This is a genomic window from Mycobacterium kansasii ATCC 12478, from assembly GCF_000157895.3.
Classification (GTDB): domain Bacteria; phylum Actinomycetota; class Actinomycetes; order Mycobacteriales; family Mycobacteriaceae; genus Mycobacterium; species Mycobacterium kansasii.
Genome location: NC_022663.1, coordinates 1530392 through 1547941, shown reverse-complemented (window position 1 = coordinate 1547941; position 17550 = coordinate 1530392). Strand labels below are relative to the sequence as shown.

The following is a 17550-nucleotide window of genomic DNA, read 5'->3' as shown; positions in this document are numbered from 1 at the left end:
CGTTGAGCGCCCGTCGCACCATGGCCTGGGCCATCATTGACGTATTGGTCGTGGTGTACGCGTTACTTCCGGTGCTGTGGATTTTCAGCTTGTCGCTCAAGCCGACGTCAACGGTCAAGGACGGCAAGCTGATTCCGGCGTCGGTGACCCTCGACAACTACCGTGGTGTCTTCCGGGGCGAATTCTTCAGCTCGGCGCTGATCAACTCCATCGGTGTCGGGTTGATCACCACGGTGATAGCGGTGCTGCTCGGTGCGATGGCCGCCTATGCCGTGGCCCGGCTGGCGTTTCCGGGCAAGCGGGTGCTGATCGGCGCGACGCTGTTGATCACCATGTTCCCGGCAATCTCGTTGGTGACACCGCTGTTCAATATCGAGCGCGCTGTCGGCCTGTTCGACACCTGGCCGGGCTTGATCCTGCCGTACATCACTTTCGCTCTGCCGCTTGCCATTTACACGCTGTCGGCCTTCTTCCGGGAGGTCCCCTGGGATCTGGAGAAAGCGGCCAAGATGGATGGCGCGACACCGGGGCAGGCCTTCCGCAAAGTGATCGCGCCGCTGGCGGCTCCGGGGCTGGTGACCGCCGCGATTCTGGTGTTCATTTTCGCCTGGAACGACCTGCTGCTCGCGCTGTCGCTGACCGCGACCAAGGCGGCGATCACCGCGCCGGTGGCGATCGCCAACTTCACCGGTAGTTCGCAGTTCGAGGAGCCGACGGGATCCATCGCGGCCGGCGCTATGGTGATCACGGTTCCGATCATCGTCTTCGTTCTCGTCTTCCAACGACGGATTGTCGCCGGCTTGACGTCCGGGGCTGTGAAGGGATAGTGCAATGGCCGAGATCGTGCTCGAGCACGTCAGCAAGAGTTACCCCAACGGCGCGGCGGCAGTAGACGACCTCAGCCTCACCATCGCCGACGGTGAATTCCTGATTCTGGTCGGGCCGTCCGGCTGCGGCAAGACCACCACACTGAATATGATTGCCGGACTTGAGGATATCTCGTCGGGAGAACTGCGCATCGATGGTCAACGGGTCAACGAGAAGGCGCCCAAAGACCGCGATATCGCCATGGTGTTCCAGTCGTATGCGCTCTATCCGCATATGACCGTGCGACAGAATATCGCGTTTCCGTTGACCTTGGCGAAGATGAAGAAGGCCGACATCGCGCAGAAGGTCTCCGAGACGGCCAAAATCCTCGACCTGACCGATCTTCTGGATCGCAAGCCCTCGCAGTTGTCGGGTGGGCAGCGCCAGCGGGTCGCGATGGGCCGGGCGATCGTGCGCCATCCCAAGGCCTTCCTGATGGACGAGCCGTTGTCGAATCTGGACGCCAAACTCCGGGTGCAGATGCGCGGCGAGATCGCCCGGCTGCAGAAGAGGCTGGGCACCACCACCGTCTACGTCACCCACGACCAGACCGAGGCCATGACGCTGGGTGATCGGGTGGTGGTGATGCACGGCGGTGTTGCGCAGCAGATCGGCACTCCCACAGAGCTTTACGAGCACCCGGCCAACGTATTCGTGGCCGGCTTCATCGGCTCGCCGACGATGAATTTCTTTCCCGCGACTCTGACGTCGATCGGGTTGACCCTGCCCTTCGGTGAGGTGACACTGGCGCCGGAGGTGCAACAGCTGATCGCCGCCCGCGCGAAAACCGAGAACATCATCGTCGGCGTGCGGCCCGAGCATCTTCAGGACGCCGCGCTGATCGATGCCTACCAACGCATCAAGGCACTGACCTTCCAGGTCGGCGTCGACTTGGTCGAATCGTTGGGGGCGGACAAATACGTCTACTTCACCACCTCGGCTCCCGCCGTGCACTCGGCTCAGCTGGATGAGCTGGAGGCGCAGGGGGAAATGCGCGAAAACCAGTTTGCAGCAAGGGTTTCCGCGGAATCGAAGGCGGCTATCGGGCAGTCGCTCGAGTTAGCTTTCGACACCACCAAACTGGCCGTTTTCGACGCCGACTCCGGTGTCAACCTGACTATTCCCGTTGTAGGGTGATTTTCGGCGGATCTGCTTGTGGTTGGCGTCGAGTGTGCGTCCGTGGTGTCCAACGTGTATCCAGGGCGGCGGAATCGCGAGAATGCCGCCGTCGGCTCACGCTGGGCGCCGTCGGCTCACGCTGGGCGCCGTCGGCTCACGCTGGGCGCCGTCGGCTCACGCTGGGCGCCGTCGGCTCACGCTGGGCGCCGTCAGAGCCAGTTCCGATTGCGGAAACTGAGGTAAAGGAACAGGCAGACGAGGACCATGCTGCTGATCACCGCCGGGTAACCCCACCTGGAGTCCAGTTCGGGCATGAAGTGGAAGTTCATGCCGTAGATGCCCGCAATCATGGTCGGCACCGCAATGATGCCGGCCCAGGCCGAGATCTTGCGCATGTCCATGTTCTGTTGCATACCGACCCGGGCCAGCGCGGCCTGTATCAGGGAGTTGAGCATGTCGTCGTAGCTGGCGATCTGCTCGGCGGCCTCGGTTTGGTGGTCGGCGACGTCGCGCAGGTAGCGCCGGACCTCTTTGGAGATCAGGTCCTTGTTCTCGGTCTGCATCCGCTGGAACGCGGCCGACAGCGGGTTGACGCAGCGGCGCAGCTCGAGCACCTCGCGCTTGAGCAGGTAGATCGGTTCGACGTCCAGCTTGCTGCCGGGCGCGAAGGCAACTTCCTCGATGCTGTCGATGTCGGTTTCGATCAGTGATGTCACTGCCAGGTAATGGTCGACGACGTAGTCGGCGATGGCGTGCATCACCGCGTACGGCCCCAACCGCAGATGTTGCGGATCGGCGTCCATCCGGTTGCGCACATCCGACAGTCCGCCGTGTTCCCCATGCCGGACCGTGATGACGAAGTCGTCGCCGACGAAGATCATGATCTCGCCGGTTTCGACGATCTCGCGGGCGAGCACCACCGAGTCGTGCGGCACGTAGTTGACGGTCTTCAGCACGAGGACCAGCGTCTCGTCGTAGCGTTCCAGTTTGGGCCGCTGGTGGGCGTGCACGGCGTCCTCGACGGCCAGCGGATGCAGCCCGAAAACGTCTGCGACGTCTTGCATCTGGTGATGGTTGGGCTCGTGCAGCCCGATCCACACGAAGGCCTGTTCGCCTTCCAGTTCCCGCTCGCGCACCTCGCGGACGGCATCGGTGTAAGCGTACTTGCCGGGCATCCGCCGTCCGTCGACGTAGACGCCGCAATCAACCAGCGCCTGCGCTGGGGAACTGGGTGTGGGATGGACGTGCTGCGGCCGCGATCGCGCGACCGTCCGCAGCGATTCGGGCAGCGCGTCAAATCCTTGAAACATCCTCAGCCTCCGATCGCAGCGCAGGTCTGACCGGGCGGTGGTCCATGCTACGCCGTTTAGCCACGTCAACGCGGCAGGAGCAGTGCCGGCGCGGGTCCATAGATTACGGACAGGGCCGGTGCGCTAGTTTCGACGCGATACCCGAACCCTTCGTAAGCCTGTGAACCTCTGTTACGCAGACATCTCCCAACAAGGAGCGAACCGACGTGAGCGCAAGTCCCCTCAAGGTCGCCGTCACCGGTGCTGCCGGCCAGATCGGCTACAGCCTGTTGTTCCGCCTGGCCAGCGGCTCGCTGCTGGGTCCCGACCGGTCGATCGAGTTGCGGCTGCTCGAGATCGAGCCGGCGCTCAAGGCGCTCGAGGGTGTGGTGATGGAACTCGACGACTGCGCGTTCCCGCTGCTGGCCGGCGTCGAAATCGGCGCAGACGCCAACAAGATCTTCGACGGCGTGAACCTGGCCCTGCTCGTCGGCGCCCGCCCGCGCACTAAGGGCATGGAGCGCGGTGACCTGCTCGAGGCCAACGGCGCCATCTTCACCGCTCAGGGCAAGGCGCTCAACGAGGTCGCCGCCGCCGACGTCCGCGTCGGCGTGACCGGCAACCCGGCCAACACCAACGCGCTGATCGCGATGAGCAATGCCCCCGACATTCCGCGCGAGCGCTTTACCGCGCTGACCCGTCTGGACCACAACCGGGCGATCTCGCAGCTCGCCAAGAAGACCGGCGTGAAGGTCACCGACATCAAGAAGATGACGATCTGGGGCAACCACTCGGCCACCCAGTATCCCGACGTCTTCCACGCCGAGATCGGCGGCAAGAACGCGGCCGAGGTGGTGGGCGATCAGGCCTGGATCGAGAACGACTTCATCCCGACCGTCGCCAAACGCGGCGCGGCTGTCATCGAAGCGCGCGGCGCATCCTCGGCCGCGTCGGCCGCCTCGGCGACGATCGACGCTGCGCGTGACTGGTTGCTGGGCACCCCCGCGGACGACTGGGTGTCGATGGCGGTCCTCTCCGACGGTTCCTACGGCGTCCCGGAGGGGTTGATCTCGTCGTTCCCGGTGACCACGAAGGACGGCGACTGGACGATCGTCAGCGGTCTGGAGATCGACGAGTTCTCCCGCGGCCGTATCGACAAATCGACCGCCGAGCTGGCAGACGAGCGCAGCGCGGTCACCGAACTGAAGCTGATCTGAGCGGAGGGCGCGTTATCGTCGCGGGGTGAGCGGGGTCCGGACCCCCGGACGCACCGCCCCGGATCAGCCGTCCAGACCGTGCTGTCCGTTAGCGCCGGTTGCGCCCTGACTGCCGGGAGTTCCCGGATTCCCGAGGTTCAAGCCGATCCCTCCGGCGCCGCCGGTGCCGCCCACGCCGCCTGAACCGCCGAGACCACCGGCGGCGCCGGCGCCAGGGCTACCGGACTGGCCGAAGAGACCGGCCGCACCGGCGGCGCCGCCGTTTCCGCCGGCGCCGCCGGCCCCGCCAGCACCGCCATCGCCACCATCGCCGCCATTACCGGCCAGGCCGGTATTCAGCGGTCCTCCGGTGCCGCCCGCGGCTCCGCCGTCGCCGCCGTCGCCGCCGTAGCTGCCGTTGGCGCCGATTCCGCCGTTACCACCGACACCGCCGACGGCCCCGGCGCCCCCGGTACCGAATAGCAGACCGCCGCGCCCACCCGCACCCCCGAAGCCGCCGGCACCGCCCGCGGCCGCGGAAGCACCGACACCGCCGGGTCCGCCGTCACCGCCATCGCCCCCGTATGCCAGACCGCCGGCTTGAGTGGCCGCTCCGCCATTGCCGCCGGTACCACCTGGGGCGCCGACGCCGCCAGCACCACCGGTACCGCCGGCGCCACCGAAAACGGTGCCGATGCCAGTCGTCGTGGTGGCGTCGCCGCCAGTGCCGCCGTCGCCACCGGCCCCGCCGGCACCACCGGCCCCGCCGGCGCCGCCGGCGCCGCCTCTGGTGTCGCCGGCGCCGTTATTCGTGGCGGCTCCGCCGACGCCGCCGTCACCTCCCGAGGCGAAGGTGCCGCCGGCGCCGCCAGCCCCGGCGGCACCTCCCGAAACGGCGCCATTAGCGGTTCCGTCCCCGCCAGGGCCTCCGTCCCCGCCCCCTATGCCCGGGTTGACGCCGTTGTCGCCGTCTCCCGCGTTGCCGCCGTTGCCGTTGGTGTTGTTATGCCCAGGATCGCCGATAGGCGCCCGCTGAACCTGGTGATAACCCGGGTTGACAGCGTCGGCGCCGGTTGCGCCGGCCGCACCGGCCCCGCCCGCGCCGCCGTCGCCCCACAAACCGGCGTTGCCGCCGGCGCCACCATTACCGCCGTTGCCCCCCACGATGCTGGCCGCCCCGCCGGCTCCGCCAGCCCCCCCGTTGCCATAGAACAGCCCGCCATTGCCGCCTGCACCTCCGTTGGCGCCGGCTCCGCCGGCCCCGCCAGCGCCGCCGTTGCCGACCAGCCCGGCCGCACCACCGTTACCGCCCGGCTGGCCGGGAGTGGTACTCGAACCGCCGTTGCCGCCATCGCCGTACAACAATCCGCCGTTTCCACCGTTTTGGCCCGGCCCGCCGTTGGCGCCGTTTCCGATCAGTGGCCGCCCCAATAGCAGCTGGGTGGGCGCATTGACAACATCCAAGGTTTGCTGCAGCGGCGACACGTTTGCCGCCTCGGCAGCGTGATACATCCCTGCACCCGTCGTCAACGTCTGCACGAAGTGGGCGTGGAATGTGCTGACCCGAGCGCTCCACGCCTGGTACTCCTGAGCATGCCGACTGAACAACGACGCTACCGCTGCCGACACCTCATCGGAACCGGCGGAAACCAGCACGGTGGTTGGACCAACTGCCGTCGCATTGACCGCACTCAACCTTGAGCCGATGCGTTCCAAATCCGTTGCCGTCGAAGCTAATAACTCTGGAATCGCCATCACGTGCGACAACGTTGCGCTCCTTGGGGGCCCCTTGAACTACCGGAAGGGGTACACCGTACAACGGACACAACTGGCAGAGCCCGCAGTTTGGTCAAACGCATAGACGTAGCAGGAAACCCGTGTGTTCGCCACCGATCGGCGATAGGGCAGTCGGCGTCGCACCCGGGTAGCCCTGCGCCAAGGTAGATATGACCGCCTCAGCCGTATCCGGCCCATAGGGTTGTGCGCGCGGCAACGTACCCTCATGGCTGTGTCAAACGTCGAGCCGTTAGCCGCGCATAGCTCATCCGCCTCGGGCCCGCAGGTCGCCATCAGGAGCGACGAAATCTTCGCGGCGCATGTAGGCGGCAAGCTTTCGGTAGCGCTGAAGTCGCCGCTGGACACCCAGCGGGCTCTGTCGATCGCCTATACCCCGGGTGTGGCGCAGGTCAGCCGTGCGATCGCCGCCGATCGGACCTTGACTGCGCGCTACACCTGGGCGAACCGGCTGGTGGCCGTCGTCAGCGATGGCAGCGCGGTCCTCGGACTCGGCGACATCGGACCCGCGGCCTCGCTGCCGGTGATGGAGGGCAAGTGCGCCCTGTTCCAGGCGTATGGCGGGCTGAATGCGATCCCGATCGTGCTGGACACCAAGGATCCCGACGAGATCGTCGAAACCCTGGTGCGGCTTCGGCCGACGTTCGGCGCCGTCAACCTCGAGGACATCTCCGCACCCCGCTGCTTCGAGATCGAGCGACGGCTCGTCGAGGCGCTGGACTGCCCGGTGATGCATGACGACCAGCACGGCACCGCGATCGTCGTGCTGGCCGCGCTGATGGGCGCCACCAAGTTGCTAGGCCGCGACATGTCCTCGCTGCGGGTGGCGGTGTCGGGCGCCGGGGCCGCAGGTGTTGCGTGCACGAATCTCCTTCTGGCCATGGGTGTTTCGGACATCACGGTGCTTGACTCGCGCGGCATCCTGCACACCGGGCGCGACGACATGAACAGCGTCAAGGTCGAGATGGCGCAACGCACCAATCCCGACGGTCGCACCGGCGGCCTGGTAGAGGCGCTCGACGGCGCCGACGTTTTCCTCGGGGTGTCGGCCGGCGTGGTCCCTGAAGAGTTGATCGCCACCATGGCGGCCGACGGGATTGTTTTCGCGCTGTCCAACCCGGACCCGGAAATCCATCCCGAGGTTGCGGCCAAGTACGCGACGGTGGTGGCCACCGGCCGCAGCGACTTTCCCAACCAGATCAACAATGTGCTCGCGTTCCCCGGGGTGTTCCGCGGCGCGCTGGACGCCGGGGCGCGCCAAATCACCGAGAAGATGATGGTGGCCGCAGCCGAGGCGATCTACTCGGTCGTCAGCGACGACCTGGCCCTCGACCGGATTGTTCCCAGCCCACTGGACTCGCGTGTCGGGGATGCGGTGGCCAAGGCGGTGGCTCTCGCGGTAGAGCCTTCAGACACCGCAGGGTGAGGATCGGCAGGCTGGCCCCGCTGCTACTCGCCGCCGTGTTGGCGGTGGCCGGCTGCGCGGCCGGCGCCGGCAAACGCCCGGCGGAGTTGGTGGTCGGATCCCGGCCTGACACCGAATCGATGCTGCTGGCCGACATCTATGTGGCCGCGTTGCGGTCGTACGGTTTTGCCGCGCGGGGCGACACCGCCGCCGACCCGATGACGAACCTGGACGCCGGGGCCTTCGCCGTCGTGCCGGCATTCACCGGCCAGGTGTTGCAGAGCTTGCAACCCGGCGCGTCGGCCCGTTCCGACAAGTCGGTTTACCAAGCGATGGTTGCCGCGCTACCCGAGGGCGTGGCCGCCGGCGACTATGCCACCGCCGCCGAAGACAAGCCCGCGCTGGTGGTGACGCCGGCGACCTCGACGGCCTGGGGCGGTAGCGAGCTGGACCTGTTGCCACGCCACTGTGACGGCTTGGTCGTCGGGATGCTCACCGGTGCCCACCCGCCGGCGGCGGTGGGATCGTGCCGATTGCCCACGCCGCGTGAATTCGCTGACTACCCAGCGATGTTGACCGCGTTACGTGCCGGACAGCTGACCGCGGGATGGACAACCACCGCCAACCCCGCGAACCCCGCCGATCTCGTGGTGCTGAACGACGGTAAGGACGCGTTGATCCAGGCTGAGAATGTGGTGCCGCTGTATCGCCGCAACACGCTGACTGATCGGCAACGGCTGGCCATCAACGAGGTGGCCGGTGTGCTGGACACCGCCGCCCTGGTCGAGATGCGCCGCCAGGTGGCCGGTGGAGCGGACCCGCAGGCGGTGGCTGCGGCGTGGCTGGGCGAGCACCCGCTGGGCCGCTGAGGATCGGGGGCATCGAGTCTGCGGCCAGAGACGCCCCGCGCGATCAAGAGGCGCGCTGATCGCAGGCTCGATGCCGGCGCTGCAGGCTCGATGCGACTCGGCGGGATCAGCGGTGCGGCGCCGGGATCAGCTTGCCGAATAGCGGCATGAACAGCCGCTGATATCCCGAACCGGTCACCCGCACCACCAGGTCCAACACCTTTGCATCCGGACCGACGAGCACCCGCGCTTTGTTTTTGCGTACCGCGTCGAGAATGACCTTGGCGGCCCGCTCCGGGCTGGTGCGCGCCGCCCGCTTGTCGAACAGCTTGGCCAATTCGGCGGCATCGAGCCCCTCGGCGGCGGTGGCATTGCGGGCGATCGCGGTCTTGATGCCGCCCGGGTGGACGGTGGTCACCCCGACCGGATGGCCGGCCAGGATCATCTCCTGGCGCAGCGCCTCGGTGAAGCCGCGGACGGCGAATTTCGCCGCGTTGTACGCCGCCTGCCCGGCGCACGAGAACAATCCGAACACGCTGGAGATGTTGATGACGTGGCCGTCCCCGGAGGCGATCAGGTATGGCAGAAACGCCTTGGTGCCGTTGAGCACACCGCCGAAATCGACGTCCATCACCCGGTCGATGTCCTTGAATTCGCAGACCTCGACGTCGCCGGTGTGGCCGATGCCGGCATTGTTGTAGATCTGGTTCACCTTGCCGAAGTGCTCGTTGACGGCGTCGGCGTAGGCCAGAACGGCCTCGCGTTCGGTGACGTCGAGTCGGTCCGCCTTGACCGGCGCGCCGATCGCCTTGAGCATTTCCTCGGTCTGCGCAAGTCCGTCGCTGTCGACGTCGCTGATCGCCAGGCTGGCGCCGGAGCGGCCCAGCTCGAGGGCCAACGCCCGCCCGATGCCCGATCCCGCGCCGGTCACCACCGCGACCTTTCCGGCAAACCCCTCCACGAATCCCTCCTCGGTAACAAGCGACCTACTGCGGCGTCGACCAGGCATGTCAGCCCTGCGAGTCGACACTCGGCTGACTACCCGAACGCCGTGTCGAGGATCTCCTGCTGCTCGACGGCATGCACCTTCGACGAACCCGACGACGGTGCCGACATGGCCCGGCGCGAAATCCGCTTGAGCCCGGTCAGCTTGTCGGGCAACAACTCCGGCAGCTCCAGGCCGAACCGCGGCCAGGCACCCTGATTGGCCGGCTCCTCCTGCACCCAGAAAAATTCGGTGGCATTGGGATAGCGGTCCAGCGTCTCGTTGAGACGGCGTTTGGGTAGCGGGGCCAGCTGCTCGATGCGCACAATCGCGATGTCGTCGCGGTTGTCCTTGGCCTTGCGTGCGGCCAGCTCGTAATAGATCTTGCCGCTGGTCAGCAGGATCCTCCGGACCTTACTGCGGTCGCCGATGCCGTCTTCGTAGGTGGGTTCCTCCAACACCGAACGGAACTTGATCTCGGTGAAGTCCTTGATGTCGCTGACCGCGGCCTTGTTGCGCAGCATCGACTTGGGCGTGAACACGATCAGTGGGCGCATGATCCCGTCCAGAGCGTGCCGGCGCAGCAGGTGGAAGTAGTTCGACGGGGTCGACGGCACCGCGATGGTCATCGACCCCTCCGCCCAGAGCTGCAGGAAGCGCTCGATTCGGCCGGAGGTGTGGTCGGGCCCCTGTCCCTCGTGTCCGTGCGGCAGCAGCAGCACCACATTGGACAATTGGCCCCACTTGGCCTCGCCAGAGCTGATGAATTCGTCGATGATCGACTGTGCACCGTTGACGAAATCGCCGAACTGCGCCTCCCACAGCACCAGGGCATCCGGGTTGCCCACGGTGTAGCCATATTCGAAGCCGACGGCGGCGTACTCCGACAACGGCGAGTCGTAGACCAGGAACTTGCCGCCGGTGGGGGTGCCGTCCTTGTTGGTGGCCAGCAGCTGCAGCGGCCAGAACTCCTTGCCGGTGTTGCGGTCGATGATCACCGAATGCCGTTGGGAGAACGTGCCGCGGCGGGTGTCCTGCCCGGAGAGCCGTACCAGCTTGCCCTCGGCCACCAGCGACCCCAACGCCAGCAGTTCGGCGAACGCCCAGTCGATCTTGCCTTCGTAGGCCATTTCCCGGCGCTTTTCCAGCACCGGTTGGACGCGCGGATGCGGGGTGAACCCGTCCGGGAAGGCCAGGAACGCATCGCCGATGCGGGCAAGCAGCGCTTTGTCCACCGCGGTGGCCAGGCCGCGTGGAACCTGCTGCTCGGACTCCACCGACATGCTCGGTTGCACGGCGTGCTTCTCCAGCTCGCGGACCTCGTTGAACACCCGCTCCAGCTGGCCCTGGTAGTCGCGTAGCGCATCCTCGGCTTCCTTGAGCGAGATGTCGCCGCGGCCGATCAGGGCTTCGGTGTAGCTCTTGCGGGCCCCGCGCTTGGTGTCGACGACGTCGTACATGTAGGGGTTGGTCATCGACGGGTCATCGCCCTCGTTGTGCCCGCGGCGCCGATAGCACAGCATGTCGATGACGACGTCCTTGTGGAATTCTTGCCGGAAGTCCACGGCCAGGCGCGCCACCCACTCGCAAGCCTCCGGGTCGTCGCCGTTGACGTGGAAGATCGGCGCGCCGATCATCTTGGCGACATCGGTGCAGTACTCGCTGGACCGCGAATATTCCGGCGCGGTGGTGAAACCGATCTGGTTGTTGACGATGATGTGGATGGTCCCGCCGACCCGGTAGCCGGGCAGATTGGTCAGGTTCAACGTCTCGGCCACCACACCCTGGCCGGCGAAGGCGGCATCACCGTGCAACATCATCGGGACCACGGAAAAGCGCTGTTCGCCGTCGGAATCCAGCAGATCCTGCTTGGCCCGCACCAGGCCCTCCAGCACCGGGTCGACAGCCTCCAGGTGCGACGGGTTGGCGGTCAACGACACCTGAATGTCGTTGTCGCCGAACATCTGCAGGTACACCCCGGTGGCGCCGAGGTGGTACTTGACGTCGCCGGAACCGTGCGCCTGCGACGGGTTCAGGTTGCCCTCGAACTCGGTGAAGATCTGCGAGTACGGCTTGCCGACGATGTTGGCCAGCACGTTGAGCCGGCCGCGGTGCGGCATCCCGATGACCACCTCGTCGAGACCATGCTCGGCGCACTGGTCGATCGCCGCGTCCATCATCGGGATCACGCTTTCGGCGCCCTCCAGCGAGAATCGTTTCTGACCCACGTACTTGGTCTGCAGGAACGTTTCGAACGCCTCGGCGGCATTGAGCTTGCTCAAGATGTATTTCTGTTGGGCCACAGTCGGTTTGACGTGTTTGGCCTCGACCCGCTGCTGCAGCCACTGCTGTTGTTCGGGCTCGAGGATGTGGGTGTACTCCACGCCGACGTGGCGACAGTAGGCGTCGCGCAGTATCGAGAGCACGTCGCGCAGCTTCATATAGGGCGATCCGCCGAAGCAGCCGTCGACCTTGAACAACCGGTCGAGGTCCCACAGCGTGAGCCCGTGGGAGCACACGTCGAGGTCGGGGTGGCTGCGGAACCGGGTTTTGTCCAGCCGCAGCGGATCGATGTCGGCCATCAGGTGGCCGCGGTTGCGGTAGGCGGCAATGAGTTCGATGACCCGGGGGTTCTTGTCGACGATCGAGTCCGGGTTGTCCGAGCGCCAGCGCACCGGCAGGTAGGGGATGCCCAACTCACGGAAGATCTCGTCCCAGAAATCGTCGGCGAGCAGCATCTGGTGGATGGTGCGCAGGAAGTCCCCGGATTCCGCGCCCTGGATGATGCGGTGGTCGTAGGTCGACGTCAGCGTGATCAGTTTGCCGATGCCCAGCTCGGCGATGCGCTCCTGGCTGGCTCCCTGAAACTCGGCCGGGTATTCCATGGCGCCGACGCCGATGATGGCGCCCTGCCCGGCCATCAGCCGCGGCACCGAGTGCACGGTGCCGATGGTTCCGGGGTTGGTCAGCGAAATCGTCACGCCGGCAAAGTCTTCGGCGGTCAGCTTGCCATCACGGGCGCGACGCACGATGTCTTCATAGGCGGTGACGAACTGGGCGAATCGCATGGTCTCGCAGCGCTTGATACCGGCCACCACCAGTGAGCGTTTGCCGTCTTTGCCCTGCAGGTCGATCGCCAGGCCCAGATTGGTATGCGCCGGGGTGACGACATTCGGCTTGCCGTCGACCTCGGTGTAATGGCGGTTCATGTTGGGGAACTGCTTGACCGCTTGCACCAGCGCATAGCCCAGCAGGTGGGTGAACGAGATCTTGCCGCCGCGGTTTCGCTTGAGCTGGTTGTTGATGACGATCCGGTTGTCGATCAACAGCTTGGCCGGGACGGCACGGACACTGGTCGCCGTCGGCACGTCCAGCGACGCCGACATGTTCTTGACGACGGCCGCCGCGGCGCCGCGCAGCACCTGCAGCTCGTCGCCCTCGGCCGGTGGCGGCGCAGCGGCCTTGGTTGGAGCAGCGGCGGGTGAGCCGTTGCCCGCGCCCGCGGCGCCGGCCGGCTTTGTCGCGGGCCGGACGGGCTCTGCCGCGGGCCGGACGGGCTCGGGCGGCGGGGCGGTCGCAACTTGCTGGTTGTCGGCCGGGGCGCTCTGAGCCGGCTCGGGGTTGTAGTCAACCAGGAATTCGTGCCAGCTTGGATCGACCGAGGAGGGGTCGTCGCGGAACTTGCGGTACATCTCCTCGACCAGCCATTCGTTTTGCCCGAACGGTGAACTTATGTTGGCCACGGCCGCTGCTCGCCTCGATTCTCTGTTCTTGACGTCCTACAAGCGCCATGGCGCGACGCCTGCGATTTCTTGCCCGCCCCGGCTGATGGGGCACCTCATACCCATGGCGGTCCGGCACGCTGCCGCCTCATAAAGGCTAACGCTTTGCTGGCGATTCGCCAGAGACACCCGAGCCGGCCTGCCCGCTAGCTGGCGTCCCGAACAGTCGGCAGTACGTACAGCGTGACCGGCCAGCGAGCCGGCGGCGCGCCGAACGCCGAGCGCGCATTGCGGACCAGCTTTTTGCCCACCAACCGGTTGCCGATGGCGCCGATGACAGCGCCGATGCCGGCCGGCAACAGCTTGCCGAACATCAGCGCCCCGCGCTTCAGCGCGAATCTCTTGGCGAAATACTTGAACATCCGGGTGTTGAACTTCGACACCGCCGGGAGTGGCAGTGACGCAACGCTTTCCGAGACCCAGCCGCCGCTGGTGCGACCGGAACCCATCAGCTCGGCAACCGCACTCTTGCTGTTGTCGCCGACCAGCACCGCCAACACCAGGGCACGACGCCGTTCCCGGTGGTCGAGTGGAATGCCGTAGACCGAGGCCAGCGCCAGCACCAGGAGCGCGGTGGCCTCGAGGAAAACCGCGGTCTCGCCGGCCGCCGCGAGCAGCGCGGCCAGGGTGCCGATTCCGGGCAAGGTGGCGACGATACCGATGGCCGCGCCACTGGCCGTCACAGCGGCCACGAAGCGTTTCTCGATCTTGGCGACAATCTCGGCCGGGCCGGCAGCCGGGTGTGCTCGACGCAGGCGGGCCACGTACGCCTCCGCCGCCGGGGCCTGAACATGTGCGCTGCGTTCGATGACCTGTGCCAACGCCCGCGAGGACGCTTTGGGCCGGCCGGTGGCGGCCGGCTGCTCGTCGGGGTCGGACCTCTTGGTTCGTCGAGCGCTCATGTTGCCTCTCCTGGGAACGGCGTACCTTCAGGCTAACCCGGATGTTTGGTGGGGTTGACGTGGTGGCCTGATCGGTCCGGATCGTGGTTCTCGACTCTGATCAATGGATGGCGGACGTGAGGGCGGGTCCTCATCCAAGCGCCAGCACTACCGCCGTATCGAGCATGACCCTGCCGGGATCGTGGCCGGCCATCGGCTGACGCCAGGGCTCTAACAACTCCGACAACGCGCCGGTCAGGCCCCCTGGTTCCACACGGCAGGACAGCAGCACCGGCGTGCGACACGACACTGGTTGCCCGGCTATCCGCCGACTCCTTCAGATTGGTGCTCGATGAAAGCCGTAGACATGACCGTCACCCGCTGGCTTGAGGATTCCTGCACAGGGAAGGCGGGGTCAGCGTGGGGCGGTGACTCGACGCGCTTCGACGTGTTGTCTGCGCTGTCAGATGCCGCAGGCTGAGCGTGGTTTCGCTCAAGGCGTCCTCCCTGCCATAAAGCAGCTCACCGTCTCCGCCGTTTCCGCCTGCGCCGCCCGGGATACCGTCGCCGGCACCCTTGCCGCCGGCTCCGCCGTTGCCGCCTGCGCCGCCGTTGCCGGCCGGTAGTCCGCCGTGGCCGCCAGGGGGATCCAGGCACGAGGTGGTTGACGTGGCTTAGGATGACCCGGTCGTCAGCAAGCCGAAATTATCGAAGTGCACGGCACCTTTCTTCGTTCAAGACCCTGCAATCAACTACAGCCTGCGTGGCAGCGGAGGCTAACGCTGGCGCACGGGTTGCGCGCCGAGCGGAGTTGCGACTCCAGGGCATTCAGGCGCATGGCGGTCGAAAGGGCGCTCCGGAATAATGCACGTGGATTCGGTAGCCGAAACGAGGTGGGTAGATGACCACGGCCACGAGCCGGATGCCCGCAGCCAGCTACTCGGGGAGCCCGTGGAACGCGCTGTGGTCGATGATGATCGGCTTTTTCATGATCATGCTCGATTCGACCATCGTCGCCATCGCCAACCCGACCATCATGGCGGTGCTGCACGTCGGCTATGCCACCGTGGTCTGGGTGACCAGCGCCTACCTGCTGGGGTTTGCGGTGGTATTGCTGGTGGCCGGCCGCCTCGGCGACCGGTTCGGGCCCAAGAACCTGTACCTGACAGGACTTGCGGTGTTCACCGCCGCATCGATGTGGTGCGGCCTGTCGGGCAGTGCCGGCGCGCTGATCACCGCTCGAGTTGTGCAGGGTGTGGGCGCCGGGCTGCTTACCCCGCAGACGTTGTCGATCATCACCCGGACCTTTCCGGCTGCCCGTCGCGGTGTCGCGATGAGCATGTGGGGAGCGACGGCGGGCGTCGCCAGCCTGGTCGGGCCGCTAGCCGGGGGGGCGCTGGTCGGCGGGCTGGGTTGGGAGTGGATCTTCTTCGTCAACATCCCGATCGGCGTGCTCGGGCTGGCGCTGGCGGCCTGGCTGGTCCCGGTCCTGCCGGTGCGGGCACAACGGTTCGACCTGATCGGGGTGGCGTTGTCCGGAATCGGCATGTTCTTGCTTGTTTTCGGGCTGCAGGAGGGTCCGTCCGCCGGGTGGCAACCGTGGATCTGGGCGGTGCTCGTCGCCGGCCTGGGATTCATGTCGGCGTTCGTCTACTGGCAATCGCTCAACCGACACGCGCCGCTGATCCCGCTGGAGATCTTCCGGGACCGCGACTTCAGCCTGTGCACCGTCGGGGTGGCCATCACCGCGTTCGCGACCACGGCGATGATGCTGCCGCTGATCTTCTATGCGCAGTCGGTGTGCGGGCTGTCGCCCATTCGCGCTGCTCTGCTGATTGCACCGGTGGCGATCAGCAGCGGCGTGCTGGCACCGTTCGTCGGCCGCATCGTCGACACGTCCCACCCACTGCCGGTGGTCGGGTTCGGCTTTTCGGCACTGGCGATCGCGATGACGTGGCTGTCGATCGAGATGGAACCGGATACCCCCGTCTGGCGGCTGGTGTTGCCTTTTTGCGCGATAGGCGTCGGGATGGCGTTCGTCTGGTCGCCGTTGGCCGCCACCGCCACCCGCAATCTGCGGCCCGACCAGGCCGGCGCGAGCTCCGGCGTCTACAACGCCACCCGGCAGATCGGGGCGGTGCTGGGCAGCGCCAGCATGGCGGCGTTCATGACGTCGCGGATCAGCGCCGAGATGCCGCCCCCACCTGACGGGGCGCCCGGATTCGGCGGCGAGGGTGGCGGCCTGCAGTTGCCCGAGTTCGTGCGCGCGCCGTTCTCGGCCGCCATGTCGCAGTCAATGCTGTTGCCCGCGTTCATCGCCTTGTTCGGAATCGTGGCCGCGCTGTTCCTGGTCGGCGGCACCGGTGCGACGGCCTCGCGCCGGCTGCTGCCGCAAGGGGACCACGGCGACGACTATCAGGAGTCGGACGAGGATTTCGATGACGACGATTACGTCGAGTACATCCTGCAGCCGGAACCCGATCGGTGGCACCGGTCGGATGGCGAAATCCCTTGGGCTTATAGGCAATCTTGCGGCGAACCGGTAGACGTCCCCAGCGACGTCGTGCGCAATGGCTCGCACATCGACTCGTCACCGCAGACATCGACGCCGTCGCTGCTCGGGTCAGGCCAGTCGGCATACCGCGCGCATTACCTCGACGATCCACACGGCCCCGCCGGCTAGCGTTTTCTCCGGCGTTGCCCCGCTGGGGGTGACGGGCGGGGTGGCGGTCGAGGCCGTGGTGGTCGGCGTCGTCGTGCTCGTCATCGGGGGTGGCGTGACGCCACTGCCTGTGCAGGCCTGGCCGTTGATCGTGCAGTTCGAGGGTGTGCGGCCCAGAATGACGTCGCGTCACTGACCCGCCGGTCGCAGGCGATCGCCAATTTGCAAGCGGACGGCACGGCCGCGGGTAACCCGGTGCGCGTCTCGTTCACGCTTACGGTGCTTCCGACCGGTCTGACCGCCGACGGGCTACGGGTGGTGCAGAACGCCATTGCCAACGGTGTAGACATCGGCCAGGTGGACGTGATGGCGATGGACTACGACGACCCGGCCTTCGATTACAGCGGCAAGATGGGCGACCTTGCGATTCAGGCGGCCCAGCGCGTCCACGATCAGCTGGCTCCGCTGTATCCGTCGAAGTCCGACACCCAGGTCTGGGCGATGGTGGGAGTGACACCGATGATCGGAGTCAACGATGACCCCAGGGAGGTGTTCACGGTTGCCGACGCCGACAAGCTGACGGCTTTTGCCCGGCAAAAGGGCCTGGGCCGGCTTGCCATGTGGTCGGCCAACCGCGACTCACAATGCCCGGCCGAACTCCGCAACCGTCGAACACGTGCAGCGGTGTGACGCAAACCGCCTGGGCGTTCTCGAGTTCCTTC

13 protein-coding genes are annotated in these 17550 nt (G+C 66.5%); 8 read left to right on the top strand and 5 right to left on the bottom strand.

Going from position 1 to position 17550, the window contains the following annotated elements:
* The first annotated feature begins 2 nt into the window (after window positions 1-2).
* Both MKAN_RS06590 and MKAN_RS06585 read left to right on the top strand, forming a co-directional pair.
* A complete protein-coding gene (locus MKAN_RS06590) occupies window positions 3-827 on the top strand; it encodes a carbohydrate ABC transporter permease (protein ID WP_099184961.1) in 825 nt (274 codons plus the stop codon).
* A gap of 4 nt (window positions 828-831) precedes the next feature.
* Window positions 832-2004 (top strand): ABC transporter ATP-binding protein, encoded by a 1173-nt coding sequence (locus MKAN_RS06585; RefSeq protein ID WP_023366440.1) that lies wholly within the window; start codon window positions 832-834, stop codon window positions 2002-2004.
* Between the two features lie 191 nt (window positions 2005-2195).
* On the opposite strand, the gene corA is transcribed toward MKAN_RS06585, so the two are convergent.
* The gene (corA, locus tag MKAN_RS06580; protein WP_023366438.1) at window positions 2196-3296 is read right to left on the bottom strand and encodes a magnesium/cobalt transporter CorA; all 1101 of its coding nucleotides are present in this window, start codon (window positions 3294-3296) and stop codon (window positions 2196-2198) included.
* A gap of 206 nt (window positions 3297-3502) precedes the next feature.
* On the opposite strand from corA, the gene MKAN_RS06575 reads away from it, so the two are divergent.
* On the top strand, window positions 3503-4492 hold the full coding sequence (locus MKAN_RS06575) for a malate dehydrogenase (protein WP_023366436.1): 990 nt from the start codon (window positions 3503-3505) through the stop codon (window positions 4490-4492).
* A 63-nt stretch (window positions 4493-4555) separates the two neighbouring features.
* Here MKAN_RS06575 and MKAN_RS06570 read toward each other — a convergent pair whose 3' ends face one another.
* Window positions 4556-6226, bottom strand: a complete 1671-nt coding sequence (locus MKAN_RS06570; protein WP_122503285.1) for a PE family protein — start codon at window positions 6224-6226, stop codon at window positions 4556-4558.
* A 247-nt stretch (window positions 6227-6473) separates the two neighbouring features.
* On the opposite strand from MKAN_RS06570, the gene MKAN_RS06565 reads away from it, so the two are divergent.
* Together MKAN_RS06565 and MKAN_RS06560 are read left to right on the top strand one after the other, a co-directional pair.
* Window positions 6474-7691, top strand: a complete 1218-nt coding sequence (locus tag MKAN_RS06565; protein ID WP_023366432.1) for an NAD(P)-dependent malic enzyme — start codon at window positions 6474-6476, stop codon at window positions 7689-7691.
* Window positions 7688-8539 carry a glycine betaine ABC transporter substrate-binding protein gene (locus tag MKAN_RS06560; protein WP_023366430.1) on the top strand — a complete coding sequence of 284 codons (852 nt, stop codon included), beginning with the start codon at window positions 7688-7690 and terminating at the stop codon, window positions 8537-8539. Before MKAN_RS06565 ends, MKAN_RS06560 begins: the two co-directional genes overlap by 4 nt.
* A 106-nt stretch (window positions 8540-8645) precedes the next feature.
* On the opposite strand, the gene MKAN_RS06555 is transcribed toward MKAN_RS06560, so the two are convergent.
* The 3 genes from MKAN_RS06555 to MKAN_RS06545 all read right to left on the bottom strand — a co-directional run bounded on the left by MKAN_RS06555 (window position 8646) and on the right by MKAN_RS06545 (window position 14187).
* Entirely contained in the window at window positions 8646-9479 is an 834-nt protein-coding gene (locus tag MKAN_RS06555; RefSeq protein ID WP_023366428.1) for an SDR family NAD(P)-dependent oxidoreductase, read from the bottom strand.
* A 77-nt stretch (window positions 9480-9556) separates the two neighbouring features.
* A complete protein-coding gene (locus MKAN_RS06550; protein WP_023366426.1) occupies window positions 9557-13246 on the bottom strand; it encodes a multifunctional oxoglutarate decarboxylase/oxoglutarate dehydrogenase thiamine pyrophosphate-binding subunit/dihydrolipoyllysine-residue succinyltransferase subunit in 3690 nt (1229 codons plus the stop codon).
* Window positions 13247-13431: 185 nt separating this feature from the next.
* A complete protein-coding gene (locus MKAN_RS06545) occupies window positions 13432-14187 on the bottom strand; it encodes a hypothetical protein (RefSeq protein WP_023366424.1) in 756 nt (251 codons plus the stop codon).
* Between the two features lie 880 nt (window positions 14188-15067).
* Here MKAN_RS06545 and MKAN_RS06540 point away from each other — a divergent pair.
* Genes MKAN_RS06540 through MKAN_RS06535 form a run of 3 tightly spaced genes read left to right on the top strand, consistent with a single transcriptional unit; the run spans window position 15068 to window position 17518 of the window.
* A complete protein-coding gene (locus tag MKAN_RS06540; RefSeq protein ID WP_023366420.1) occupies window positions 15068-16849 on the top strand; it encodes an MFS transporter in 1782 nt (593 codons plus the stop codon).
* Window positions 16850-16889: 40 nt separating this feature from the next.
* The gene (locus MKAN_RS32495) at window positions 16890-17024 is read left to right on the top strand and encodes a hypothetical protein (RefSeq protein WP_258042695.1); all 135 of its coding nucleotides are present in this window, start codon (window positions 16890-16892) and stop codon (window positions 17022-17024) included.
* A 59-nt stretch (window positions 17025-17083) separates the two neighbouring features.
* Window positions 17084-17518, top strand: coding sequence for a glycoside hydrolase family 18 protein (locus tag MKAN_RS06535; protein WP_129111704.1), 435 nt, complete (start codon window positions 17084-17086; stop codon window positions 17516-17518).
* Window positions 17519-17550: the final 32 nt, after the last annotated feature.